This window comes from Pseudomonas sp. PF05, assembly GCF_056521845.1.
Genome location: NZ_JBWLPW010000002.1, coordinates 414,847 through 439,245 on the forward strand (window position 1 = coordinate 414,847; position 24,399 = coordinate 439,245).

General features: G+C 60.4%; 26 protein-coding genes. 11 read left to right on the forward strand and 15 right to left on the reverse strand.

What is annotated here, in order from left to right; genetic code table 11:
• Positions 1-170 precede the first annotated feature (170 nt).
• From AC09SL_RS06865 to AC09SL_RS06900, 8 genes are all read left to right on the forward strand, one after another.
• On the forward strand, positions 171-353 hold the full coding sequence (locus tag AC09SL_RS06865) for a hypothetical protein (RefSeq protein WP_058542411.1): 183 nt from the start codon (positions 171-173) through the stop codon (positions 351-353).
• A gap of 90 nt (positions 354-443) precedes the next feature.
• Entirely contained in the window at positions 444-1,661 is a 1,218-nt protein-coding gene (locus AC09SL_RS06870; protein WP_058542410.1) for a YcaO-like family protein, read from the forward strand.
• On the forward strand, positions 1,642-2,343 hold the full coding sequence (locus AC09SL_RS06875) for a TfuA-like protein (RefSeq protein WP_077505737.1): 702 nt from the start codon (positions 1,642-1,644) through the stop codon (positions 2,341-2,343). Before AC09SL_RS06870 ends, AC09SL_RS06875 begins: the two co-directional genes overlap by 20 nt.
• A gap of 28 nt (positions 2,344-2,371) precedes the next feature.
• Positions 2,372-3,088: a hypothetical protein gene (locus AC09SL_RS06880; protein ID WP_153388117.1), complete on the forward strand. Its 717-nt coding sequence runs from the start codon at positions 2,372-2,374 to the stop codon at positions 3,086-3,088.
• Positions 3,089-3,091: 3 nt separating this feature from the next.
• Positions 3,092-3,364 carry a MoaD/ThiS family protein gene (locus AC09SL_RS06885; RefSeq protein WP_058542407.1) on the forward strand — a complete coding sequence of 91 codons (273 nt, stop codon included), beginning with the start codon at positions 3,092-3,094 and terminating at the stop codon, positions 3,362-3,364.
• A 1-nt stretch (position 3,365) separates the two neighbouring features.
• A complete protein-coding gene (gene moeB / locus AC09SL_RS06890; RefSeq protein WP_058542406.1) occupies positions 3,366-4,502 on the forward strand; it encodes a HesA/MoeB/ThiF family protein in 1,137 nt (378 codons plus the stop codon).
• A 36-nt stretch (positions 4,503-4,538) separates the two neighbouring features.
• Positions 4,539-5,843, forward strand: coding sequence for an MFS transporter (locus AC09SL_RS06895; protein WP_058542405.1), 1,305 nt, complete (start codon positions 4,539-4,541; stop codon positions 5,841-5,843).
• Positions 5,844-5,891: 48 nt separating this feature from the next.
• A complete protein-coding gene (locus AC09SL_RS06900) occupies positions 5,892-7,061 on the forward strand; it encodes a spermidine synthase (protein ID WP_058542404.1) in 1,170 nt (389 codons plus the stop codon).
• 281 nt (positions 7,062-7,342) lie between these two features.
• On the opposite strand, the gene ubiT is transcribed toward AC09SL_RS06900, so the two are convergent.
• The 7 genes from ubiT to norR form a co-directional block, all read right to left on the reverse strand.
• A complete protein-coding gene (gene ubiT, locus AC09SL_RS06905; protein WP_058542403.1) occupies positions 7,343-7,813 on the reverse strand; it encodes a ubiquinone anaerobic biosynthesis accessory factor UbiT in 471 nt (156 codons plus the stop codon).
• Positions 7,807-8,697 carry a U32 family peptidase gene (locus AC09SL_RS06910; RefSeq protein ID WP_058542402.1) on the reverse strand — a complete coding sequence of 297 codons (891 nt, stop codon included), beginning with the start codon at positions 8,695-8,697 and terminating at the stop codon, positions 7,807-7,809. Before AC09SL_RS06910 ends, ubiT begins: the two co-directional genes overlap by 7 nt.
• A gap of 11 nt (positions 8,698-8,708) precedes the next feature.
• Positions 8,709-9,704: a ubiquinone anaerobic biosynthesis protein UbiU gene (gene ubiU / locus AC09SL_RS06915; protein ID WP_058542401.1), complete on the reverse strand. Its 996-nt coding sequence runs from the start codon at positions 9,702-9,704 to the stop codon at positions 8,709-8,711.
• Positions 9,705-9,785: 81 nt separating this feature from the next.
• Positions 9,786-11,033, reverse strand: a complete 1,248-nt coding sequence (locus AC09SL_RS06920; RefSeq protein ID WP_058542400.1) for a molybdopterin molybdotransferase MoeA — start codon at positions 11,031-11,033, stop codon at positions 9,786-9,788.
• Complete coding sequence (gene moaB, locus AC09SL_RS06925) at positions 11,030-11,584, reverse strand: molybdenum cofactor biosynthesis protein B (protein ID WP_058542399.1); 555 nt, start codon at positions 11,582-11,584, stop codon at positions 11,030-11,032. The genes AC09SL_RS06920 and moaB overlap by 4 nt, the downstream gene beginning before the upstream one ends.
• 270 nt (positions 11,585-11,854) lie before the next feature.
• A complete protein-coding gene (gene pdxH / locus AC09SL_RS06930; protein WP_058542398.1) occupies positions 11,855-12,502 on the reverse strand; it encodes a pyridoxamine 5'-phosphate oxidase in 648 nt (215 codons plus the stop codon).
• Positions 12,503-12,727: 225 nt separating this feature from the next.
• Positions 12,728-14,260: a nitric oxide reductase transcriptional regulator NorR gene (gene norR, locus AC09SL_RS06935; RefSeq protein ID WP_058546357.1), complete on the reverse strand. Its 1,533-nt coding sequence runs from the start codon at positions 14,258-14,260 to the stop codon at positions 12,728-12,730.
• A gap of 160 nt (positions 14,261-14,420) precedes the next feature.
• Between norR and ytfE the strand changes: the two genes are divergently transcribed.
• Positions 14,421-15,095, forward strand: a complete 675-nt coding sequence (gene ytfE, locus AC09SL_RS06940) for an iron-sulfur cluster repair protein YtfE (RefSeq protein WP_058546356.1) — start codon at positions 14,421-14,423, stop codon at positions 15,093-15,095.
• 186 nt (positions 15,096-15,281) lie between these two features.
• On the opposite strand, the gene AC09SL_RS06945 is transcribed toward ytfE, so the two are convergent.
• Both AC09SL_RS06945 and AC09SL_RS06950 read right to left on the reverse strand, forming a co-directional pair.
• Positions 15,282-15,719: a hypothetical protein gene (locus AC09SL_RS06945; protein WP_058546355.1), complete on the reverse strand. Its 438-nt coding sequence runs from the start codon at positions 15,717-15,719 to the stop codon at positions 15,282-15,284.
• A gap of 25 nt (positions 15,720-15,744) precedes the next feature.
• Positions 15,745-16,935, reverse strand: coding sequence for an NnrS family protein (locus tag AC09SL_RS06950; RefSeq protein ID WP_058546354.1), 1,191 nt, complete (start codon positions 16,933-16,935; stop codon positions 15,745-15,747).
• A 554-nt stretch (positions 16,936-17,489) separates the two neighbouring features.
• Here AC09SL_RS06950 and AC09SL_RS06955 point away from each other — a divergent pair.
• A complete protein-coding gene (locus AC09SL_RS06955) occupies positions 17,490-18,173 on the forward strand; it encodes a Crp/Fnr family transcriptional regulator (protein WP_046065833.1) in 684 nt (227 codons plus the stop codon).
• Positions 18,170-18,370 carry a hypothetical protein gene (locus AC09SL_RS06960; protein WP_003202489.1) on the forward strand — a complete coding sequence of 67 codons (201 nt, stop codon included), beginning with the start codon at positions 18,170-18,172 and terminating at the stop codon, positions 18,368-18,370. The genes AC09SL_RS06955 and AC09SL_RS06960 overlap by 4 nt, the downstream gene beginning before the upstream one ends.
• A 4-nt stretch (positions 18,371-18,374) precedes the next feature.
• On the opposite strand, the gene AC09SL_RS06965 is transcribed toward AC09SL_RS06960, so the two are convergent.
• From AC09SL_RS06965 to AC09SL_RS06990, 6 genes are all read right to left on the reverse strand, one after another.
• A complete protein-coding gene (locus AC09SL_RS06965) occupies positions 18,375-20,213 on the reverse strand; it encodes a nitric oxide reductase activation protein NorD (RefSeq protein ID WP_058546352.1) in 1,839 nt (612 codons plus the stop codon).
• Between the two features lie 186 nt (positions 20,214-20,399).
• Entirely contained in the window at positions 20,400-21,827 is a 1,428-nt protein-coding gene (locus AC09SL_RS06970) for a cbb3-type cytochrome c oxidase subunit I (protein ID WP_058546351.1), read from the reverse strand.
• Positions 21,828-21,830: 3 nt separating this feature from the next.
• Complete coding sequence (locus tag AC09SL_RS06975) at positions 21,831-22,271, reverse strand: c-type cytochrome (protein WP_003202495.1); 441 nt, start codon at positions 22,269-22,271, stop codon at positions 21,831-21,833.
• A 337-nt stretch (positions 22,272-22,608) separates the two neighbouring features.
• Positions 22,609-22,866 (reverse strand): cytochrome C oxidase subunit IV family protein, encoded by a 258-nt coding sequence (locus AC09SL_RS06980; RefSeq protein WP_058546350.1) that lies wholly within the window; start codon positions 22,864-22,866, stop codon positions 22,609-22,611.
• A 12-nt stretch (positions 22,867-22,878) separates the two neighbouring features.
• Complete coding sequence (locus AC09SL_RS06985; RefSeq protein ID WP_058546349.1) at positions 22,879-23,463, reverse strand: cytochrome c oxidase subunit 3 family protein; 585 nt, start codon at positions 23,461-23,463, stop codon at positions 22,879-22,881.
• A complete protein-coding gene (locus tag AC09SL_RS06990; RefSeq protein ID WP_371856181.1) occupies positions 23,447-24,181 on the reverse strand; it encodes a CbbQ/NirQ/NorQ/GpvN family protein in 735 nt (244 codons plus the stop codon). Before AC09SL_RS06990 ends, AC09SL_RS06985 begins: the two co-directional genes overlap by 17 nt.
• Positions 24,182-24,399: the final 218 nt, after the last annotated feature.

Below are 24,399 nucleotides of genomic sequence, written 5' to 3' on the forward strand. Positions count from 1 at the left end.
ACAACCAGCACGAACTAACATTTCAGAAAACTCGCCACCTCTCCGCGATAATGCAAAGTCGCAACATCCTGAAATTAATTTTCAGTTGGCGTAATCTCAATCAGCTGCAAATCTCATTGGTGTTGCGCAACAAATTTTCTCAACGCAATATTACGGACAGGATAAATGAAATGGACTCTATAGTTAACGATGCAAACTTCGAGCTTGAACTGGACGCAGAAACCGCGGAGAAGTTTTCCGTCATTCTGAACGATGAAAGCCTGATGCACGCCGGTTTTGTGGCACATCAGTCGAACAACAACGTCTTGACGCTGGCTCTGGCTGAAGACGTTAAAGTTAAAGTCGCAGCCTAAAAAAAACGGGAGGGAAGTCATTCCCTCCCGTTTCTTATTGCGTCAAACATGATGCTTGCTTATACCTTCATCAGTTAAAGGTGGCCAATTATGCAAAGGCTTAGTTCAAGCCTTCGTCGCCGCAGTGCCGAAGAAACATTAAAAAATATCGTCAACAATATGGCCCCGCGCTTGGGCATTACCCGAGTAACCGACACAACTTGGCTGGACCGTATTGGAATTCCGGTATTTGCCAGTATACGACCCGATGCATTGAAGGGTTCGCTGTGCGTAAATGCTGGCAAAGGCCTCAGATCAGCAGAAGCCAAAATAGGCGCGTACATGGAAGCCATCGAGTTCAGCCTTGCGCAATACAACACGGCGCAACTGAAGCTGTTAAAGACCACGCCGAGGCAACTCATTGAAAGCCACGAAGGACGAATAGTTTTCAATCAGTTCTGCATGTTGTATGGCTTCTCTGCCGATGCTGATTCGCTCATCATGGCCATCGAAGTTGAGGATGTATTGCGCAAGCAAAAGGTGCTTGCACCCGCCGAACTGGTGTTCATTCCCTACCCCGAAAACCCCGGGCAACAACTCTTCGGGGAAAGCTCCAGTGGCTTGGCTTCAGGCAATGACTTGGTGGAAGCCTCGGTACACGCTGTTTGCGAACTCATGGAGCGCGATGTCCAAGCCTTTAATCACCTGCATGACCGCTCCTGCCTCGTCAATCTGGACCGCTACAGCGCAGAAACCGACTCCCTCATCAATAAAATCAATGACGCGGGATTAAGCCTGTCGGTTCGTTACACCGAGAACTGTTTTGGCCTGGCCTACTTTCAGGCTTTTATCATGGAAGAATCCTCCCAGGCGCCCATCTCTGTGGCCACCGGTTCAGGGTTACATCCCATCAAGGAAATCGCCTTGATCCGGGCTATCTGCGAGGCGGCCCAAAGCCGTTTAAGCCACATCCACGGGGGCCGGGACGACATCATCGAGCGCGTCAAATACTTCGAGAAGAAGGGCCGTTCGGTCGAACTTCACGCCATCTCACGGTTGCGTACCGTGGCCACTTCCCGGGACCAGATGATTGATTACTCCTCCATCGACTGCCAGGAAGCCGCGATCCCAACGATCGAATCGGCCTGGGAGTTGCTCATTGAGCGGTTGCAAAGTGTCGGGCTCAGTACCGTGCTAAGGGTTTTGCTCAGTAAAGCGACGGACGACATTACTGTGATCAGAATCATAATTCCGGGGCTTGAAGCCTTTGAACCCGGTTTAAAAAGGGTCGGTCCGAGGTTACTTACGTATGTCAAACAATGCGCTTGAGACATGTACGCTGTTTGCGGGCCCCTCCCTGCAAGGAATAGACAATCAGTTACTGTGCGGTGGTGGCTTGGTGTTACGCCCGCCCGTCAAGCGTGGCGATATCGAACGCCTGGTGGCGCAATCGCCCCCTTCGAACCTCGCCATAGTCGATGGCGTGTTCCATGCTCACCCTGCCGTCGGCCATGCCGAGATACTCGACGCCCTGAGTGCGGGTTGGCGCATTTGGGGATTATCCTCCATGGGTGCCATTCGCGCCTGTGAAATGGATACGCTGGGAATGACAGGCTTTGGTGAAGTGTATCGACAATTCGCCAGCGATCCGGACATGTCCGACGACGAAGTGACCCTAATACATCAAGCACAAGAGCCATTTCTTTCGCTCAGCGAACCACTTATTCATATCAGGCAGTTTTTAAGACAGTGGACGACTGAACGGATCATTACGCCGGCACAAGAGCAACACATACTTCATTACCTGAAAAACATGTGGTACGGACATCGAACATTAAATTGCTTGAAAGAAGCCTTGCTGGCACTCCCTGTCGCGGAGAAACAAATAGACAACGCCTTGGCCAATTTTTCCGGCTACAGAATAAAGAGTCTGGACTTGATCGATTTTCTCAAATTACAACCATGGACAAGGACGGTGAAACAGAATGTCGCCATCAGAGATACTGTGTGAAATAAATGGTTTACCCTTTGTGCACCCCATGTTCAATAGCACAAAACTTTTAACGCTCGTCGCCGTTGTACGTAAAAATATCGAGGGAGGCGAGTTGCCTTTAACCACCTATTTGCAACCAGATTTTGCCACCACCCTGTATACTCGGCACGTCGAAGGTTCGCCCTCGTTCCCACCCCATCAAGCCCTCGGTAACGCCGAGCAGATCATGTTGGCCGAAGCGAAGAGCAACCTCAAAGCCTTGCTGCCGGAATGGACCAAATTATTGGACCTGCCGGTGAATATACATAAGTTGCTGACTCAACAAGTCAGTCTGACCAATCCGGTGCTGCCGCAACAAATGTTTCTGGGCGAAGCCGCATTTACCAGCATGACGGACCTTGAAGAGTTACTGGTGCATGAACTGTCCCATATCTGGTCCAGTTTGATCGCTGAGATTTACGACTTCCAGCTCAAGGACAGTTCGAACGACTACATATTGCCATCAGGAACCGGAGGCAAGAACCCTAGGGGTGTCTTGCTGGCTTGCCTGTTTGCGGTCGGCGCCGTGAACTACCACCAGCGGTTGCTGGTCAGCGGTTCCGGGCGAGCTCGTCCCGAACGACTCGACTACTTGCACCAGTACTTCCTCAAAAGTCTGGCCACTCTCCAGGCCTCGGCCGAATTGTCCGAAATCGGAAAACTGATCACCTCCAGGCTGGATGCGTTTTCCAGCGACCTGACAACTAACACCGCTCAAGGATGACCTATGGCCGTCGTACACTTTCCCCGGCAGTTCATGTTTTACACCGAACAGCATAAAACATACGTCACTGAGGGCTTGTGTGTCAGCGATGTACTGAACAATCTGACCGCACGGTTTCCCGACCTGATTGGCCCGGTCTTCTCTGAGGACCTGTACCCGCTGCCGTTCGTGGGGTTGTTCGTCGACGGCATGCCCGTGACCAGTGAGCATGATCGCCGTTGTCCCCTGGACAGCAATGCGCAATTGATTCTGATCAACGCAGTGGCAGGTGGCTGACATGCAATGCAACCTGAAGACAGACACCTCCCGTTACGCCCGCCAAATCATCCTCAGCGAAGTCGGCGCTCAGGGGCAACAGCGTCTCAAAGACAGCAAGGTGCTGGTGGTCGGCGCCGGGGGACTGGGCTGCCCGGTACTCTTGTACCTGGCAGGTGCTGGCGTCGGGACGATCGGCATCGTTGATAACGACATTGTCGACGTGAGCAATCTGCACCGACAAATTCTCTATGCGATTGCCGATGTAGGTGACCTGAAAGTAGTGGCAGCCAAACGTCGCATCAATCAGTTGAACCCCGACATCGTAGTCCACACCGTTGCCACCACGCTGAACCCGGACAACGTCCTTTCGCTGCTGGCGGAATACGACATCATCGTCGACGCTACTGATAACTTCGACGCCAAATACCTCATCAGTGACGCCTGTATCGAGTGTGAAAAACCGATGGTTTACGCCTCAATCAGTCAGTTCGAGGGGCAGGTGTCGGTATTTAATTATTACAACCGGCACACTCAACAACGGGGGCCGTGCTTCCGGGATCTGTTCAAAACACCGCCGCCACCGCACTTGACACAAAACTGTTCGGAAGCGGGCGTTCTTGGCGTCATACCTGGCTTGCTCGGTTGCTTTCAGGCCAACGAAGTACTCAAGCTCATCCTTCGTGCCGGGGAGCCATTGAGCGGGCAATTGTTGTCTATCGACTGCCTGGACAACACCTTCCACCTGTTGAACATCAACAAAAAAACAAGGGACCGTCCCCCTGCGAGAACGCTTGGCGCTACGACCACGCCTGCGTGGCGCGATAGCGACTGGCTATCACCCGACACCCTGCATGACTGGATAGCGACACAAGCGCCATTTCAATTGGTCGATGTGCGCGATGTCAGCGAGCATCAGCAAGGTTCGCTAGGCGGCAGACCGATTCCGCTCAAAGACATCATCAAGCGCCAGGAAGAACTCGATACCGCCCGCCGTATCGTTTTCTATTGCAAATCCGGCATCAGGAGCAAGGCGGCCCTTCTGGCAATTCGTACCGTCAGTCAGGAAGCAGAACTCTATAGCCTTGAGGGTGGCATCGAGCGGTATCTGGAGATTTACCCTAATGAACGTACCTCGTCTTTTTTTGAACACCCCTGATTGCGCAGCCACCTTATCCGGATCAAAGGTACGTCAATGAGTGCAAATTTTTCAGGCATTACGTGGGGCTTTCCCGGCATCGACCGGCGTCTTCTGAAAGTGCAATTCAGCTTTTTGTTGATGGTTCTGGGGGGACGTTGCAATCAACTGGCGGTGGCCTGGTGGGCCTTGCAGGAAACAGGCTCAGCGCTCTATTTCGCCAACATGATTGCCTGTTCCATCGCGACGGAGGTGTTAGCCAAACCCCTGCTGGGATGGCTGGGGGACAAGTACAACAAAATCCTGATCATCAAGCTGGCCTCATGGATTAGCCTGCTGACAGCGCTGTTGATGGTGGTACTGTCCGCCACGGGGTCGTTCAACCCCTGGACGGTGGGCGCGCTGATGATGATCAGCAGTGCGATCGTCGGCGTACGCGACCCTCTCCAGGCTTCGATCATTCCTTTGTTTGCAGACGACGATAAAGTCTCCCTGGCCTTTCGGACCAAAAGCGTGATGTCGTCCTTTTCCATTCTGCTGGGACCGGTACTGGCCAGCGGGTTGATTTACGGATTCGGTATCACGTTCGCCTTTGCCGCCGATTTTTTTGCAATTCTCATCGCCGGGGCGTTGATCGCGACCATCCCGAGCCCCATCGGCGCCACTGACCAAGGCGAAAAAGCCCCGGGTGCCAGCGGCTTTAGCATGATCTATTCCGGCTTCAAAGTAGTTTACGGAGTGAAAGTCGAATTTTACCTGGCCATCATTGCAATGCTGATCAACTTTGCCCTGTTTCCGTTCTTCACCATCCTGATCCCATTGTATGTAAAGGACGTCATCCAATACCCGGTCACTTACATCGGTCTTCTGGATTCGTGCTTCGGACTGGGCATTCTGGCGGGGAGTTACAAGATCATCGGCTGGTTATCCGACCGGGTCCCCCGTGACATGTGTGTGTCCGCAGGTTTCGCATTGCTGGGGTGCAACCTTGTAGTGGTCGGGACCGTTTCATCGTCGTTCATCGTGCCCGCGGCCTTTTTCTGCGGCGGCGTCGGCCTGATGTTGATTAACATCCCCACTTCCGCTGTGAGGTTGCTGGCAACGCCAAAGCTCCATCGCAACCGGATTTTTGCAACGGTTTCATTTCTGTCTGCGGCGGCCAGCCCCTTGGGCAGTTTCGCGATGAACACCCTGATCGCCTCTTTGGGGGTTGCACTGACAATCACGCTGCTGGGCGCCATGGTACTGCTGTTGTCTTTGCTGGTCTTTCTGGTACCCGACTTTAAAACTTTCATGCGCTCCCAGGATACCCAGCTCAATGATGCCTATCTGGACAAATACCCTAAAGCGTTTGCGCACTGACGCGCCTCGCCGTACCCCAGCCTCTTACAAACGGAGTTGCCTTTCAATATGCTGGAATTCAAGGATCGACCTGAATCTGCTCGACATGAACAGATCTTCTGTGGCCAATATTATGACGACATGGGCTGTACCGGTTTTCTGGGCGACCCGTCCAAGGATCGAATCTCGGTGCTGATGCTGGGGCTTTCGGACGGTGTGGCGCTGGCGCCGATCGCAGCCAGCACCAGAGTGGCCAGTCTGTTGGCCGTTGATCTGGACGAGACCTCACTTGTGCGCAGCCTCGACAACCGGAACCGACTTTCAGCGCATATCGACTTTGACAGCGTGGTCGCCGATGCCGCGCACTTCCTGGTCGTCACCCCCGACCGGTACGACGTCATTATTGTCGACCTCTACACCCAGAGCGGTTATGCCCCGATCGTGTTTGATCATGGATTCCACCAACTATTGAAGAGCCGCCTCAACCCTCTTGGTCACGTGGTGTTCAACGGTTTTGGCGTTCCCATGAACCTGGATCCGTTCAACGGCCCTACGCCCCAGGCTTGGCTCGCCCACTGCCTGAACGACAGCTGGGGCGATATTCATCACCTGCCCCATCGACGCAATGCGACGTTCATTATCGGCCCACCGCCATCAACCACACCGCGCACCGCACCTACCGCGGAGGTTTTATGCGCCAGTGACCGGCTCTTTATGGACATCATGAGCCTTCGCCTGCGCTACCTGACACCCACGGTTATCCGTCACGCTCCGATTGCGCCCCCTGCGCTGGACTTCGTCGGGATTGATCTGGAGGTGCAAAAACGCTGGATGGACTCGTTACCGGCCTTGTCTGCGCTGCTTCCGGCCTCACTGAAGCTGAGCAAGCCCAACGATCTTCGAGTGTTACTGGATAACCCGGACGCTTGCCAAGCGCTGCAAGAGCGATTATTGAAGGACAAGTCGTCGCTGCGCACCACCCTGGCGTTACTGATAGCAGGCGAAGTCAATTTCTCGGACCGCGATATGTCATGGCTCCCCGACTGGGTCGTCGCGACACTGGAGAACAGCGTCGAGATCCACCCACGAGACTGGCTGGAGGGTTTATTCCCTTACGCCTATGGCGTCATTACCCACAGAACCCGGGGAGATGTGTCCAAAGTGGAAGGTTTTCGACGAGCGCTAGCCCGATTGTCACCGAGCGTTTCCGTGGGGCGTAGAGATTCAGACTTGATCTGACAGTTACCTAGTGCTCTCTCTGAAATAACTTTCTCACCTAAGTTATGTTTCTGTGGTCAGTCGGTGCTTGGAGTGAACACATGAACTCTCAGGTAAAGGGCTTCGCGCTACCAGGTTATTGCGGGGATACGCGGACAGGTCGGCTGTCAGGCCGCCATCGCGAGCAAGCTCGGCTCCCACATGGATGGGTTACATCCGCAGGAGCCAGGCCGGCTGTGAGGCCACCTATATCGCAGGCAAGCCATACACTGGATCTGCGTCGATCACAGCAACTCAACTTCTCACCCCGCCGCCAACCCCTTCCCTGCCCGCTCCAGATTGCGCCAGAGCCACGGTGGCAGGACGTCCGGATCAAGACTGTCGATCAAATTCTTCAACGCCAACCCCAACTCGGTATCCCCCTCGATCACCAAGCGGCGACGGAAGAACAGCGTGTCAGGGTCTTCCTGACGACTGGCCAGCAACAGGAATTCGCGCCAGTTGCCGCTGATGGTGACCTGGGCCTCGGCCCGTTCGGCAATGCGTAACCCCTCCCGCGCCAAGGTCAGGTACCAGCACAACTTCAGGTCGGGCACGCGCAGGCACAACCAGCGCCCACGCAGCACCTCGAACCCGCCGTCGCGCAGCGGCTCGGCCAGGCAGCGATTGAGCGCCTGCTGCAACGCCAGGCGCTGCACCACAAACGGTACCTTGCCCACCAGCGGCAGCAAGCGGTCGGCACCTTTGAGTGCCCACTTCTTCGGACTCAACACAGGCCCGCCTCCTCTACTTTCAACATGCCGGCATGGCCGTGCCAGTAACCGTTGCAACCGTCCACGAACAGCGGTGGTGCCTCGCCCTGACGCACTTTGTCGAAGGCCGTGACCACCTCGGCCATGCCCTGGGCACGCGGGCTCAGGCGCAGCAGGTCGGCGCCACTGGCCATGAGTGCGTTGTAATCGGCCAGTAGATTCGTCACCTCGCCCGACATCGTCTGGATACCGTTGAGGGTGAACAACTGCTGGCCTTCCTGACTGCTCAACGCCAGGCCGTCGGGGTAGTTGATGCAGCAGAACTGACAGTCGTCCTTGGGGCGGTTTTCGGCTCGGGCGGTAAAGCAGCGCGCCGAGTACGCCAAAGGCAGATGGCCGTAGGCGAATATCTCCACCTCGGGCACCTCGCGGTCCATCTCGCGCACCTGCTCCAGCACATCGCCGATCAGCGCCGCCGAGCACTCCACCGGCGGCACCCAGCGGACCAGGCCGCTGTCGAGCAATTGCCCCAGGGCGTGGCCGTTGTACAGGTTCAACGCCGGGCCTCCCACAAAGGGCAGTTTGCGTTCAGCCATGAACTGCACCGCGCCCATGTCATTGGCTTCCACCATCAACTGGCCGTTGTCGCACAGGCGTCGCAGCGAGGACAGCTCCGAGGCTGCTTCGATCAGCGTCAGGCTCGACAACACAATCTGTGCCTGGCTGCACGCTTGCAGCTCACGCGCCAACCCCAACCATTGATCCAGGGAGAACGCCCGGCGTTTGGAGCACACGGTTTCCCCCAGGTAAATCACGTCCAGCGGCAATGCCGACATCTCGGCATAGAAATTCCCCAGTTGCGCTTTGTCCCAGTAGAACAGGACCGGTCCCAGGCTGAGTTTCATCTGGCCTCCCCTCATTGCCATGATCGATGGTAGGCACCCAGGGTGGTCTGGCTGCCTTCGGACAAGCCAGCCAGCACCTGGCGCCATTCTTCCTGCACCCGGAACCGTTGCGGCGCGACCTGGTGGGCATCCAGTGCCGCGCGCCAGACCCGGGTCACTTGTTCAACGTAGGCTGGGCTGCGTTGGCGACCTTCGATCTTCACCGCTTCGACGCCGATAGCCGCCAGCTCCGGCAGCAGGTCCAGGGTGTCGAGGCTGGTGGGTTCTTCCAGCGCATGGAAACGCTTGCCACCGACCAGGAAGCGGCCTTTGCACAGGGTCGGATATCCGGCCGGTTCTTCGGGGGTGTAGCGGTCGATCAGCACCTCGCTCAGGCGTGCGCTGAGGCCTTGGGCATCCTCGCTCCAGCGCACCGCCTTGGCGGGCGAGCAGACGCCGCACAGGTTCGGTGATTCGCCGGTGATGTAGGAGGACAAGTGGCAACGGCCTTCAGCCATGATGCACAGGCTGCCGAAACCGAAGACTTCGATCGGCACCGGGCTGCCCGCCGCCACCTGTCGCACCTGGGCCAGTGACAGCACCCGTGGCAGCACGGCGCGGCGGATGTCATAGCGCTCGGCGTAAAAAGCCAAAGCCGCGGCGTGTGTCGCCGAGCCTTGTACCGACAGGTGCAACGCCAACTGTGGATGACGCTGGCGGGCGTAGCTGAGCACGCCGGGGTCGGCGGCGATCAGGGCGTCCACGCCGAAATCGGCGGCACGGTCCACCGCCCGTTGCCAGCGCTCCCAACCCTTGGGCTGCGGGTAGGTGTTGACCGCTACGTACAGCTTGCGTTGGTGCTGACGAATGTGTGCGACAGCCGCATCGAACTGTTTGTCGTCCATGTTCAGCCCAGCGAAATGCCGGGCATTGGTGTCATCGCGAAAGCCGACATAGACGGCATCGGCGCCTTGGCGCACCGCCGCTTTGAGGGCAGGCAGATTCCCTGCCGGGCAAACCAGTTGCATGGGGCATCCTCGTGAGAAAACTAAGGGCGCCGCCAGTCTAGCCAGACCTCGGCCGGCCACCTTGACGGCAATCAATTGCCGTCAATGCATCAAGCTCGCGAACGGCAGATACATCACCTTGTCGTGCTTGTGCACTTGCGCCTGGCACTCCACCACGGCCAAGCCATCGGCCCAGCACGCGGCCGCCAACATGGCCGAACTCTGCTGGGGATGCAGCTCGACACACAGCGAGCCATCGGCGCTCGGGGCCAATTTCGCCCGCAGGTACTGCCGTCGCCGGTTGGGCTTTGGCCAGTCGAACCCGGCCGGCAACTGCAACGCCACAGGCAACACGTCCTCCATGCCCTGAGCCCGGAACAGAAACGGGCGCACGATAATCAACATGGTGATCAGCGCCGCCGAAGGGTTACCCGGCAGCCCGATCCAGGGTTTGCCGGCCACCTCGCCAAAGGCCAGGGGTTTGCCCGGCTGGATCGCCAGGCGCCACAGGTCAACGCTACCCAGTGCTTCGATGGCTTGCTTGAGATGATCTTCCTCGCCCACCGACACGCCGCCGGAGGTCAGCAGCAAGTCGCATTCGGCCGCCGCCAGGCTCAAGGCTTGGCGACTGGCGAGCAGTTTGTCGGGCATGACGCCGTAGTCATGTACCTCCAGGCCCCAGCCGCGCAGCAGTGCCGCGAGGCTGTGACGATTGCTGTTGTAGATTTGTCCCGGTGCCAGCGTTTCGCCCGGCTCGCGCAGTTCATCGCCGCTGCTGAGCAGGCCAACCTGCAAGGGTCGATAAACGTCCACCCGCGCAATCCCGGCACCGGCCAGCAACCCCAGCTCCTGGGCCCGCAAGCGTTTTCCGACGGCAAGCAAACGGTCCCCGCGCTGCATTTCCTCGCCTTCCTTGCGCACATGCTCCCCGCCATTGACCGGTGGCAACCAGACCCGCTCCCCTTCCACCCGGCAGCTTTCCTGGGGCACCACGGTGTCGGCCCCCGGTGGCAGCGGCGCGCCGGTGAAAATTCGCACCGCCTGCCCGGCCTGCAACGGTTGGCCCGGTGCCTCTCCGGCGGCAATGCGCCCAACCAAGGTCAGATGCCCCCCGCCGGCCGGCAGGTCGGCGGCCCGCAGGGCATAACCGTCCATGGCGCTGTTGTCCCACGGCGGCAGGTTCATGGGGCTGCGAATGTCTGCCGCCAGCACTCGGCCCAAGGCCTGGTCCAGCGCCACCCGCTGCACCGAAGGCGGCAGCGGTGCCTGATCCAACAGGTAGCGGATAGCTTCATCCACCGGCATCAGCGCGCCGCTGTCACAGGCGCTGCCACACGCGCCGCTGCTCATGAACGCGCCTCACAAGGTTCCAGGGTAATACCGGGTTGCGGCTTGAGGTGGGGTGTGAAATTGCACGGGCCGGTGCGGCTGTCCAGTTGCCCGGCCAGGATCTGCTCCCAACCGGTCCGGCAGGCCCCAGGCGAACCCGGCAAGCAGCACACCAGCACGCCGTTGCTCATGCCCGCCAAGGCGCGCGATTGCAGGGTGGACATGCCGATCTCCGCCAGCGACACCTGGCGGAACAGCTCGCCGAAACCGTCCACGTGTTTGTCCAGCAACGGCGCCACCGCTTGGGGGGTGTTGTCGCGCGGGGTGAACCCGGTGCCGCCGGTCATCAACACCACCTGCACCTTGGGGTCGGCAATCCACTGGGAAACCTGGGCGCGGATCTGGTAGATATCGTCCTTCACCAGCCCACGGTCGATGAGCACATGCCCGGCCGTTTTCAGCAGGTCCGCCAGGGTCTGGCCCGAGGTGTCGGTTTCGAAAGTTCGGGTATCGCTGATGGTGAGCACCGCGATGTTCAGCGGTTGAAAGAGGCGTTGCGTCAGATGGGCCATGATCAGCCGTCCTGTCAGAAAAGATGGCCCAGCCTGAACCGCAATCGTGGCCAGGCCTATTCCTCCTTGGAGGTACCTCCCTCGGCGCCCCATGCAGGAACGATCCTGTCCTGCGTAGGAGCTGCTGTAGGAGCTGCTGTAGGAGCTGTCGAGCGAAGCGAGGCTGCGATCTTTCCCGAGGCACTTGAGTCTCAAGCGAAAGATCAAAAGATCAAAAGATCAAGAGATCGCAGCCTCGCTACGCTCGGCAGCTCCTACAAAAGCATCCATTCAGGGGGCCAGGCGGCTACGTTGCCAGGCACCGTCTTGCAGGCGGTAGTCGAGGCGATCGTGCAAACGGTCGGCGCGGCCCTGCCAGAATTCCAGCCGTTCGGGCCGCAGGCAATAGCCTCCCCAATGGTCGGGGCGTCGCACGGGTTGATCGGCAAAGCGTTTTTCGGTTTGCGCCAGCAAGGTTTCGAGTGCTGCCCTGCCCTCCAGTGGTTGGCTTTGTGGCGACGCCCAGGCGCCCAGGCGACTGGCGACAGAACGGGATTCAAAATAGGCATCCGACAATGCCGGATCGAGTTTGTCGACCGGCCCCTCAATCCGCACTTGCCGCTCCAGCCCTGGCCAGAAAAACGTCATGGCCGCCCAGGAGTTGACCGCCAGATCCTGGCCCTTGCCACTTTGATAATTGCCGAAAAACGAGAAACCTTCGTCGCTGAATCCCTTGAGCAACAAGATCCGGCAATGAGGCCGACCCTGCTCGTCCACCGTCGCCAGGGCCATGCTGTTGGCTTCCACCGGTGGGCTTTCGGTATCGCGGGCCTGTTGCATCCAGAGCCTGAACAAAGCCATGGGGTGGTCGGGTGCCTGGATTTCGTCCAGGCCATCGAGGGTGTACTGACGGCGCATTTTGGCCAGGGAAAGGGGCATGTCGGTGATCTCCACGATGGGTTTGCGCCAGTGTGCGCCTGGCCATCCGGGTCCGACTTGACCACCATCAATGTGGCCTCCCCCTGTAGGAGCTGTCGAGCGCAGCGAGGCTGCGATCTTTAATCTTTCGCTTGAGACTCAAGTGTCCCGGGAAAGATCGCAGCCTCGCTGCGCTCGACAGCTCCTACAGGTCAGGGCCTGACTCAGGAACAGGCGATCAAAGACTCATTTGAGCCCCAACCGCCGCGCCAGCTTGTGCAGGTTGCTCGGGTCAACCTCCAACAGCCGCGCCGCCCCCGCCCAGTTCTGCCCGCAGCGTTCCAGGGCCTTGAGGATCGCCTGTCGCTGGCAACCGTCGACAGCCTCGCTCAAGGGTTGCACGGGTGCATCCAACGCTTGCAGGGCCTGTTCCGGCAGCGCTTGGGCCGAGGCTGCGCTGGCATTGACGTCCAGATCCAGCACCTGCGGTTCCAGGGTCATGATCAGGCTGCGACTGGCGCCGCGGCTCAGTTGCTTGAGCGCCGCGCGACTGATCACGTGTTCCAGCTCCCGCACATTACCAGGCCAGGAGTACGCCAGCAGCGCCTGTTCGGCCGCCGGCGACAGGCGCAACCCACGCAAGCCCAGGCGTGTGCGGTTCAGTTCGAGAAAGTGCCCGGCCAGCATCAACACATCGTGGCCGCGCTCGCGCAGTGGCGGGATCGGCACCGGGTAGACCGAGAGCCGGTGGTACAGGTCGGCGCGAAACAGCCCGTCGCGAATGCTGTCGGGCAGGTGCCGGTTGGTGGCGGCGATGATCCGCACATCGACGTGCAGCGGCTTGTCCGCCCCCAGGCGCTGGATCTCGCCGTTCTGCAGGGTGCGCAGCAGCTTGGCCTGCACGCTCAACGGTAACTCGCCGACCTCATCGAGAAACAGCGTGCCGCCATTGGCCGCATCGAAGCGCCCGGCGCGGTCGCTGGTCGCCCCGGAGAACGCGCCTTTGACGTGGCCGAACAACTCGCTTTCGGCCAGGGACTCGGGCAACGCCGCGCAGTTGACCTGCACCAACGGCTTGTGACCGCGCCGGGACAGGCGATGCAAGCGCCGGGCGAACAACTCCTTGCCGACACCGGTTTCGCCGAGCAACAGCACTGGCAGTTCGGAATCGGCCAATACATCCAGCTCGTTGAGCAACTGCTGCAACCCCTCGCTGCGCCCGAGAATCTCACCCTCCTCTGCGGGCAGGCGCAAGTCCGCCGGATCGCTGCGCGATGCCCGTAAGCTACGGTTTTCCTGCTCGAGCCGAGTGACCCGCACGGCGGCCTCGATCTGCAACGTGCAGCGTTTGAGCTCCTCGCGAGCGCGGCTGTCGAAAGTGCCGGCATGCAACGCATCCAGGGTGATCGCGCCCCAGAGCCGGCCTTCCACGTACAGGCTCACGCCCATGCAGTCATGCACCGGCAGCGGTTCACCGACGTGGTTATCGAGCAAGCCGTCATAAGGGTCCGGCAAACGGCTGTCCGGCTCGAACCAGGTGGGTTCGCGCGACGCCATGATCGCCGCCAGGCGCGGGTGCTGGGCAATCACGAAGCGCCGTCCCAGCGCCTCGTGGACCAGGCCCACGGTGGCCACGGGCCTGAGGCTGTCATCGTCCAGGCGCAGCAGCCCCACGGCGCCACTGTTGAAGTATTCGCGCAGGGTCTGCACCAGGCGCTGCAATCGCACCGCATTGGGCAGCTCGACGATCAGGTCGGCGGCCAGGCTTTCACGCAGCATGGTAGTGATGACCCTCCAGGGTTCGTTTGACCCTTCACAGTCAGGGTGACAATCACCCTGGCAAAAATTTAATGCTTAATTTTCAGTCAGTTACATATGGCACGCTGGCTGCAACGTCCGCTTATCTGTCCCTCCCCGGGATTCAACCCAAGGAAACGTGATGAGCCTCGATCTGCTGGAACAAAGCCTTGGCCAACTGGCCTGCGATATTCCCGGTGCCACGCGCACCTTCCATCATTACAACCTCGACTTCTGCTGTGGTGGGCAAAAATCCTTGCGTGACGCGGCCCTGGGCAAAGGCCTGAACCCGCTGCTGATCGCCGATGCCCTGCGCACGCTGCAAGCTGCCGGCGAACTGGGCCATGACTGGCGCGACGAGCCCCAGGCGACCTTGATTGCCCACATCCTGGAGCGCTACCACGCACGCCATCGCGAACAGCTGCCGGAACTGATCCGCCTGGCCCGGCGCGTCGAGCAGGTCCACGGTGCGCGGCCCAGTTGCCCCAACGGCCTGGCCGATCACCTGCAGGACATGTACCAGGAACTCGAAGGCCACATGCTCAAGGAAGAACAGGTGCTGTTCCCGATGCTGCAACAAGGCCTGGGCGAACGGGCCTCGGCGCCGATCCAGGTGCTGCGCTACGAACACGACCAGCACGGTGAAGCCCTGGAAACCATGCTCGCCCTGACCGACCAGATCACCCCGCCCGCCGACGCCTGCAACACCTGGCGCGCCCTGTATCGCGGGTTGGTGGAGTTTCGTGATGACCTGATGCAGCACATCCACCTGGAAAACAATGTGTTGTTCGTCAATGCGATGAAGCCTGTTCGCTGACCCTCAAACATTGCCCATTACTTCTGTGTTACTCCTGTGGGAGCAAAGCTTGCTCGCGATGGCGTAGTGTCAGTCAATATCAATGTTGACTGATTCACAGCCATCGCGAGCAAGCTTTGCTCCCACAGGCATTTGCAGCTCTCATTTGCACATTTGCAGCTCTAATTTGCCGCCCTCATCCGCAGCTCAAAACTGCCAATAGAACATCGCCTTGGCCAACACCACGATCAGCACCATGTGCCCCAGGATGCTGCGGCGCAACCAGCAGGCGCGGCGCGGCGTCAGGCGACCACTCTTGAGCCAGTACGCCAGCCACAAATAGTGACCGATGATGCTCAGCGCCAGCAGGATCTTCAGGCTCAGCAGCAGGCCAAAGCTGTTGCTCAACGGCTGGCTCAACGCGCCGCGATGCTGCCAGGCCAGGGCCATGCCGGCGCCGTACAGCACCAGCACGACGCCGTGCAGCACGTGCCGCGAGCGCTGGGCAATGGCCTGGTCGGCAGCGTCCCGGGTGCCTTGCGCCAGCGGCCGGCGAGCGCTATGCCAGATAAAGACCTCGAAAAACAGCGTGCCAATGAAGGCGATCGCCGCCAGCAGGTGCGTAACCAGCAAGACCCCGTACATTATCGATTTCCTCCGCCCAACCGGCTCATCCCGGATGCCCATCCACCCGAGCCTTGAGCAGCATCGGCCCATAGCGCCAGGCGTATAGACCGAACGCCAACATCCAGCACAGCGTCGCCAGCCACAGCGCGGCCAACGGCAACAGCAGCACCAACAGCACACGGCTCAGGCACGCCAGGTTCAGCAGGATGAACGCCAGGGTCATGCCCGCTGGCGGCTCAAGGGCGCGCCCGGTATGGCCCAGGCTGACACGGGCGATCATCGCCAGGATCAAACCGGCCATGGCGCCGATGGTCAAGCTGTGCACCGCCAGGCTCGGGTTCACCGGCACGCCGAAGTGCCACAGCGCCATGCCCAGGCACGCCACAGCCAGCCAGGCATAGGCCAGGTGCAACGACCACAGCAGCGGCACTCGCCACAAATCCCGATCATGCCAACGCACCAGTCGAATCCCGTGCCCCACCGCCAACGCGGCGAACAACAGGCCGACCCACACGCTGGCCGCCAGCGCCGGACCGAAGGCATACAGCAACGCCACCAGCGCCGACCCTGCCAGCAACAGGCGATCGAGCCAAGGCCAAGGGGCAACGCCCTCGACCCGACCGAGGCCGCGCTGGGTAAAGAATGGAATCACACGACCGCCGATCAACCCCATCATCGCCGCCACCAGCCACAGGCCGGTGAGCACGCTCTGGCGCTGCAAGCCCTCGTTGTGCTGCACCAGGCCGTATACGGATAACGCATCGGCGGCGGCCAACAGCAGCAATACCAGGACAATCGGGTAATTGCGCTTCTGCCGCACACGCCACAACATCACGCCCATCAACGCCGCGACCGCCAGGGCAAACCCCAACTCCAGCAGCGCCAGTAACGGCCAGGGCGCATCCACCAGCCAGGCCAACCGTGCACCGAGCCACAACGACGCCAGCGCCGCCAAGCGCTTGCCGCTGATCCCCGGGGTACCCGTCCAGGTCTGCACCGCCGTCAGCAGGAACCCGGCGATGATCGCCAGGCCGAAACCGAACAACAGTTCATGCCGGTGCCAGGCCAACCAGCCGCCGGCCGGCTGCCAGGTCGACAACCGTCCGGTGAACGCCGCGAGCCAAAGGGGAACAACCAACAACGCCAATACACACCCGGCCAAAAAGAACGGCCGGAACGCCAGGCGCCACAACGGCAAAATGGCCATGGCCTTGCGACGGTCAAGCACTTGCATACACCACTCCTTTGCCTCGCTGAACCGCCAGCGAGGTACGACAAACCAGGGTTCGAATGATCGGCTATCGACGTCGGCCGGCCTTGTCTCAGATCAAGCCAGCACATCGGCAACCTCCCGCTTCGAACAAGCACTTGCAAGGGGCTTGCCGTTGTGGGAGCAAAGCTTGCTCGCGATGAAGACGCCGCGGTCTACAGCTGGCCCGCGTTATCGTTCATCGCGAGCAAGCTTTGCTCCCACAACGGCTCGCGCCCATAAAGACTGTAGCTGAATGGGGTATTAGTTACCCTTTAATGGTTGTTTTAACCCTAACAGGCCAGGGTCATTTATACCCACATCAGCGCCAGCGCCCAACGAATCAACGCCCGCAGGCCTGGCCCGGCTCTTGCTCAGGCACGGCATCACCTTTCTTGTCGGGGTCATCCATGAAATCTGTCGTCCTACCGCTTACCTGGTTCGTCTTGCTCTCCTGCGTCGTGGCGCTGGCCAGCAGTCTGTCCCTGAACCTGGTCTGACCCCGAACACCTCTTTCGCAATCACAAGGATTCCATGCCATGGTGCTCCACCGCGTCCATCATCAGATTCTGCGCAGCCATCACCTGTTCGAGCCCTTGAACGAAGAAGAGCTCAACGAATTGATGAGTAACAGCCAGTTGCTGAACATCGACAAGGGTGATCCACTGTTCCGCCAGGGAGAACCGGCGCAGGCGTTTTACTTCGTGATTTCCGGGGCGGTGAAAATCTACCGGCTGACCCCGGACGGCCAGGAAAAAGTCTTCGAAGTGATCGGCGAGCGCCAGACCTTCGCCGAAGCCATGATGCTGATGGACACCCCCAACTACGTCGCGTCCGCCGAAGCCGTCGGCCCGACCCAGGTGTATCGGCTGTCCAACGCCACCTACATGCGCCTGCTGCAAAGCAACAGCCGGCTGACCTTCGCCCTGCTCGGCAAGCTCTGCGTGCGCCTGCACCAACGGGTCAACGAGATTGAAACCCTGTCGCTGAAGAACGCCACTCACCGCGTGGTGCGCTACCTGCTGACGCAACTGGTGCGCCTGCAAACCGTGGACAGCCAGTTCGAATTGCCGATGGCCAAGCAATTGATCGCCGGGCACTTGTCGATCCAGCCGGAAACCTTCTCGCGGATCATCCGGCGCCTGATCGATGAAAAAATCATCACTCAGGATGGTCGCCAGATCGCCATTCTCGATCGCCTGCGCCTGGAACAGTTCGAATGACTACACAGCCCACCTGCCTGTATTGCCAACAAGCCAACCCGATACACGAAACCGAATGTCGCCAGTGCGGCATGCCCCTGCCAGTCGAGGCCGCAAAGGCCAGTGAGCGCCGGTTGCGGCGCTTCACCTGGTTTTGTGTCGGCTTGACGATCTTCTGCATCGTCATGTTCTTCTGGCTGCCCCGCGACATCGTCTGAACCCTCAATCCTGAGTCAATTGCCGGTACAACTGCGGTAGACGCAGCGGCAGTTGCTCGGGCTGGCGAATCAAGGTGTAGCCGTTGGCCCCGAACATGTACGGCAGGTAATCCCCCGCTTCGCGATCGATGGTAATGCAGAACGGCGTCAGCCCTTGGCGCCGGGCTTCCAATACCGCCTGGCGGGTGTCTTCCACACCGTAGCGTCCTTCGTAGAGGTCCAGGTCATTGGGCTTGCCGTCACTGAGCAGCAACAACAATTTGCGCCGCCGCTTGCAGCCCGCCAACCGTTGCGTGGCCTGGCGGATCGCCGCGCCCATGCGTGTGTAGTATCCGGGCTTGAGGCCCTGGATGCGTCCGCGGGTGTGGTCGTCATAACGCTGGTTGAACGCCTTGAGTTCATGCATGCGCACCTGCTGGCGGCGCAGGGAAGAGAACCCGTACAAAGCGAAGTCGTCGCCCAACACCGACAGGGTTTCGCCGAACAGCAACAGGCTGTCGCGAATCACATCGATCACACGGTGCTCGTCATTGAGGTGGGCATCGGTGGACATCGACAGGTCCGCCAGCAGCAGGCAGGCCAGGTCGCGGCGGGTCTGGCGCTGGTCCATGAACAGCCCGCGTTCGCTGCACTGCCCGTGCTGGCGCTCGACATGAAAGTCCAGCCAGGCTTGCAGGTCCAGTTCCGAGCCTTGGGTTTGCTGGCGCAACCATTGACGATCGTTGCGCAAGTGTTCGAACTGGCGACGCAAGCGCTGGGCCGAGCTTCGCAGGCGTGCGGGCAACGGCTGGGGCTGGCAATCGCGAGGAGTGAAGGTTTGCAGGCTGACGAAGTCGTCCTGCAACCGTTGCTTGCGGTAGTCCCATTCCGGCAACAGGATGCCTGCGCCCAACGGGATGTCATCCACATCGGCCGGCGGCAGGTCCAGGTGCAGTTTCAAGCCACCGCCCTTGCGCAAGCGGGTGCGCGAAAGCGTCAACTGATCCAAGTCCTCGGCGACACGAGCGGCGTCCGGGTCTTCGCTGTCATCCGCCCAGCGATCCAGGTCCACGTGCTCGGTCCAACTGAAGAGGTTTTCCAGGCGCACGATCAGCAGCCCACCGTCACGGGTAGTGTCGTCGATTCGCTCGGCGCGCTTGCGCCCGCCCTGCTGTTCGCCGGGGGGCGTGGCCAGGTATTGCTCGGACTCCTCAAGGTTGGCGGCCTGGGGATTGGCCAGGTGCTGGGGTGGGTATAGCCACAGCGGCAACGGCCAGGCTGCCCGCTCGCTGCGTGGAAAACGTTCGACACTGCCCGGTTCGCGCAAGGCCTGGCACAACGCCCGCTCCAAGGCGGCTTCGGCCGGGTTGAGCGTGGCCGGATCGGGGCGCAGGGGCAGGTGTGCGTCCACCAGCCGCCGGTAACGAGGGCGCAGCGCCGGGTAGCGTTTCAACAGCGCCAGGGTCCAGCGCTGATTGTCCCGCCCCCAGTGCTTCATCGGCCCCGATTGCGCGGCCAGCAACGCGAGCCAGCGATACAGCTCTTCGTTGAGCCCGACATCGGGGAACGCCGCCAGGCTCGCCGGCAGCCGCAGATTGTCGCCATCGCAACAGGCCAGGGGCACTTGCTTGCAGGTGCCGGCGATCTGCTGCAACAGGTTGCGCCGCAGCAGCAGGTCGCGATCACTGACCGCTTCCACCCCCAGGTGAGGCGCACCGCCGGTGGCGCGAAACAGCACCTGCAACGAGCGTTGCCGGGGGACCAGTTCGACCCGTGCTTCAGGAAAATCGACACTGGCCCGACGGGTGATGAAACGGTGCCAGACACTGCCGACCCATTCTTCCAGCTCGAGGGTGAATGCCATGGTTATCTCCTCTTAAGCCGAACCCATTGTGGCGAGGGGATTTATCCCCGCTGGGCTGCGAAGCAGCCCCAGAAACGTCTGCTACTGCGGTGTTTCAGACAGGATGTAGGGGGCCGCTTCGCGCCCCAGCGGGGATAAACCCCCTCGCCACAAAAGCTCTCTCGCCACGGATTCAGTGGTGACCTGTCAAGAAGGCACCACCGCCGCCGGTGCGCGCAGGGCCGCACGGCCGCGTTGACGGAAGCTGAACAGGTAGCAGAGCAACCCGGCCAGGAAGCCGACGCCGCTGACCAGTCGCGCCCAGAATAGCGGCTTCAAGTGATCCATCGTGGCCATGAACGGCAAGGCACTGCCATCCGTCATCCAGCGTTGCAACCAGACCTGGACGACACCGGCTGCGGTGAGGAACAAGGTGATCATCACCATCGACAAGGTCATCAACCAGAAGCCCCAGATCTCCAGGCGCTGCGAGCGTTCGTCCGCTGCTTCACCCAAGCCGCGCAAGCGTGGCATGGCGTAGCTGATGAGCGTCATCACGATCATGGCGTAGGCACCGTAGAAGGCCAGGTGACCGTGGGCCGCGGTCAGTTGCGAACCGTGGGTGTAGAAGTTGACCGGTGCCAGGGTGTGCAGGAAACCCCAGACGCCCGCGCCGAAGAACGCGGTGACCGTGGTGCCCTTGGCCCACAACGTGGCGGCGCGGTTCGGGTGTTGCCGACGACGGTTTTTCACCATGCTGAAAGCGAAGATCACCATGGCCAGGAACGGTAGCGGTTCCAGCGCCGAGAAGATCGAGCCGACCCACAACCAGACCTCGGGCGCGCCGATCCAGAAGAAGTGGTGGCCGGTGCCGATGATGCCGGTGATCAACGCCATGGCGATAATCACGTAGAGCCACTTCTCGACCACTTCGCGGTCCACGCCGGTGATCTTGATCAGGACAAAGGCAAGCATCGAACCCATGATCAGTTCCCAGACGCCTTCCACCCAAAGATGCACCACCCACCACCAGTAGAACTTGTCACGAGCCAGGTTTTCCGGGTTGTAGAAGGAGAACAGGAAGAACACCGCCAGGCCGATCAGCCCAGTCATCATCACCATGCTGACCGTGGTCTTGCGACCTTTGAGCAGGGTCATGCCGATGTTGTAGAGGAACCCCAGGCACACCACCACGATGCCCATCTTGGTGATGGTCGGCTGCTCCAGGAACTCCCGGCCCATGGTTGGCAGCAAGTCGTTGCCGGTGAATTTCGCCAGCGTCGCATAAGGCACCGAGAGGTAGCCCAGGATCGTCGCCACACCCGCGGCAGCGAACACCCAGAACAGCACGATCGCCAGTTTCGGGCTATGCAGTTCGCGGTCGGCCTCCTCCGGTATCAGGTAATACGCCGCGCCCATGAAGCCGAACAGCAGCCAGACGATCAGCAGGTTGGTGTGGACCATGCGGGCCACGTTGAAAGGGATCAGCGGAAACAGGAAGTCGCCGACCACGTATTGCAGACCCATGATCAAACCGAACAACACCTGCCCCAGGAACAGCATCAAGGCAAACACGAAGTAGGGTTTGGCGACGGCCTGCGAGGCGAATTTCAGATGCGGATTAGCCATGCTCATCTCTCAGCCCTCCTTGTTTGGCGGCCAGCCATTGGTATTGATTTTCGAGCTCCACTTGAGGAACTCAGCGATATCGTCGACTTCCTGCTCGCTCAGGTTGAACTGCGGCATGGCCCGACGGCCCGGAACGTTCAAAGGCTGCATCTTCATCCACGCCTGGAGAAAAGGCTTGAAGGCCTCGTCGCCACCGCGCCGGTTGACCACGTTGCCCAGCTCCGGCGCAAAGTACGCGCCCTCGCCCAGCAGGGTGTGGCAGCCGATGCAGTTGTTGCGCTCCCAGACGCCCTTGCCGCGTATCACCGATTCCGTCAATTGCGCCTGGTTGCTGCGTTCTGGAAAGGTCTGTTCCGTGTGGTAGGTCAGGGCCAGGAATATCAGGAAAAAGAAGATGCTTCCCCCGAAATAAATATTCCTGGCCATGCCTTTGGTGAAGGTATCTGACATGGTCACTTCCTCATTGCTTGGCGTGTTCATTCTAGGAAGCGAGGGGTGTGAAACCGCTTGATGGCGATCAAGAATCTCCGATGGTTTTGGTGGGTTGTTCCAACACAGCCCGAAAGGCGGGTGAGTTTTTGTGGCAAGGGAGCTGCTCCCGCTGGGCCTGTAGGAGCGGTGTAGGAGCTATGTAGGAGCTGACGAGTGCAACGAGGCTGCGATCTTTCCCCAGACACTTGAATCTCAAGCGAAAGATCAAGATCAAGATCAAAAGATCGCAGGCTTCGCCAGCTCCTACAGAGCCCAGCGCGAGTGAGCTCCCTCGCCACAGGGGGTGTGTCGGGATTCAGAGGGCGAACGAGATTACGATCCCTATAACGGTCGCGAGCAGCGCCGCCCAGCTCAACACCAACCGCCGCCACAATCGCGGCGCGTGGCGCAGTTCCATGAAGCCGTCGGCGATCAGCCAGGCCTTGGCTACCGCGACCGCCAGGATGGCGATGGACACCAGCTCGCTAGCCGCGATCTGGCCCAGGGCGACGGTGCCGGTGCTCAGCACGGCCAGCGTCATCCAGCAGGCGATCAAGACACGGGAAGCCGACATGAGCACCTCCGCTCAATCAAGGATGTAGACCACCGGAAACAACACCACCCAGACCAGATCCACCATGTGCCAATACAGCACGCCGGACTCCAGCCCACTGTTGCGCTGCGGCCCATAGCGACGTCGCCGACAACCCTCGGCCAGCCAGGCGAGGATCACCATGCCCAGCAGCACATGCAGGAAGTGGAACGCGGTGAGGATCCAGTACAAGGTAAAGAACGTGTTGTGCTCCATGCCCAGGCCGCTCGCCAACAGATGGGCGTACTCCGTGAGCTTGATCCCCACATAGCCGCAGGCGAGCAACAGCGCCACACACAACAACAGTGCGCCTCGACGCGGCCGGTCCTGCCGGACTTGCTCCTGGGCCAGGGCCGCGAACAGGCCGGCGGTCAGCAGGCTGAGGGTCATCGCCAGGCCCGTGGAGCGGTCCAGCAATTGCCGGCCTTCGCTGAAAGTCTGCGGGTACAACGCTTGGGCGACGGTGAACGCCAGGATCAACAACGCAAACACCGACAGCTCGGCGAGGATGAAAAACCACATCGCCAGGTCCCCGGGCAAACGCCGGGGCACGGCAACGGTTTCAGCCAAAGTGGACATCGACCACATCCATCAACGCAGCGACGGTCTGCGGGTCGTCACTCAATGGCTCGGCCAGGCACGCCAGGCAGGCTTGGCGCGGATCCATGCCGGAGCCGATCATGCGCGCGGCGAAAATCAGCAGGCGCGTCGAGGCGACTTCCTCCAGGTCATGCTGATCGAGCCGGCGCAGCGCCTGTCCCAATCGCACCACCTGGGCCGCCAGGGCCAGATCAACCCCTGCCTCGCGGGCGACGATGCGCTCTTCATCGGCCACCGCCGGATAGCCAAAGCGCATCGCCACGAAACGCTGGCGAGTGCTGGGCTTCATGCCCTTGAGCAGGTTCTGGTAACCGGGGTTGTACGACACCACCAGCATGAAGGACGGCGGCGCCTGCAGCACTTCGCCGGTGCGTTCCAGGTACAGCTGCCGACGATCATCGGCCAGCGGGTGCAATACCACGGCCGTGTCCTGGCGCGCTTCGACCACCTCGTCCAGATAACAGATGCCGCCCTCGCGCACGGCCCGGGTCAAGGGCCCGTCCTGCCACCAGGTGCCCTGGGCGCCGATCAAGTGACGCCCCACCAGGTCGGCCGCGCTCAAGTCGTCGTGGCAGGCCACGGTGTACAGCGGCAGTTTCAGGCGGTGGGCCATGTGCTGGACGAAACGGGTCTTGCCGCAGCCGGTCGGGCCTTTGATCAGCACCGGCATGCCGTGATGCCAGGCCTGTTCGAACATCGCCTGCTCGTTGTCCTGGGGTTGATAAAAGGGTTCGTCGGGGTGCTGCAAAGTGTGGATAGCGTTCATGGCAAGGCCTGATCAGACAACACGATTGCAGGCCACGCTACGGTGCCCTGCGACAACCTGGCAAGGGCTGCGGCCGGCAAACTTGATCGCCGTCAAGCGGCTAACCACCGGCCTGGGCATAGCCTTGCACCGCACCAAGAACCTGCGCG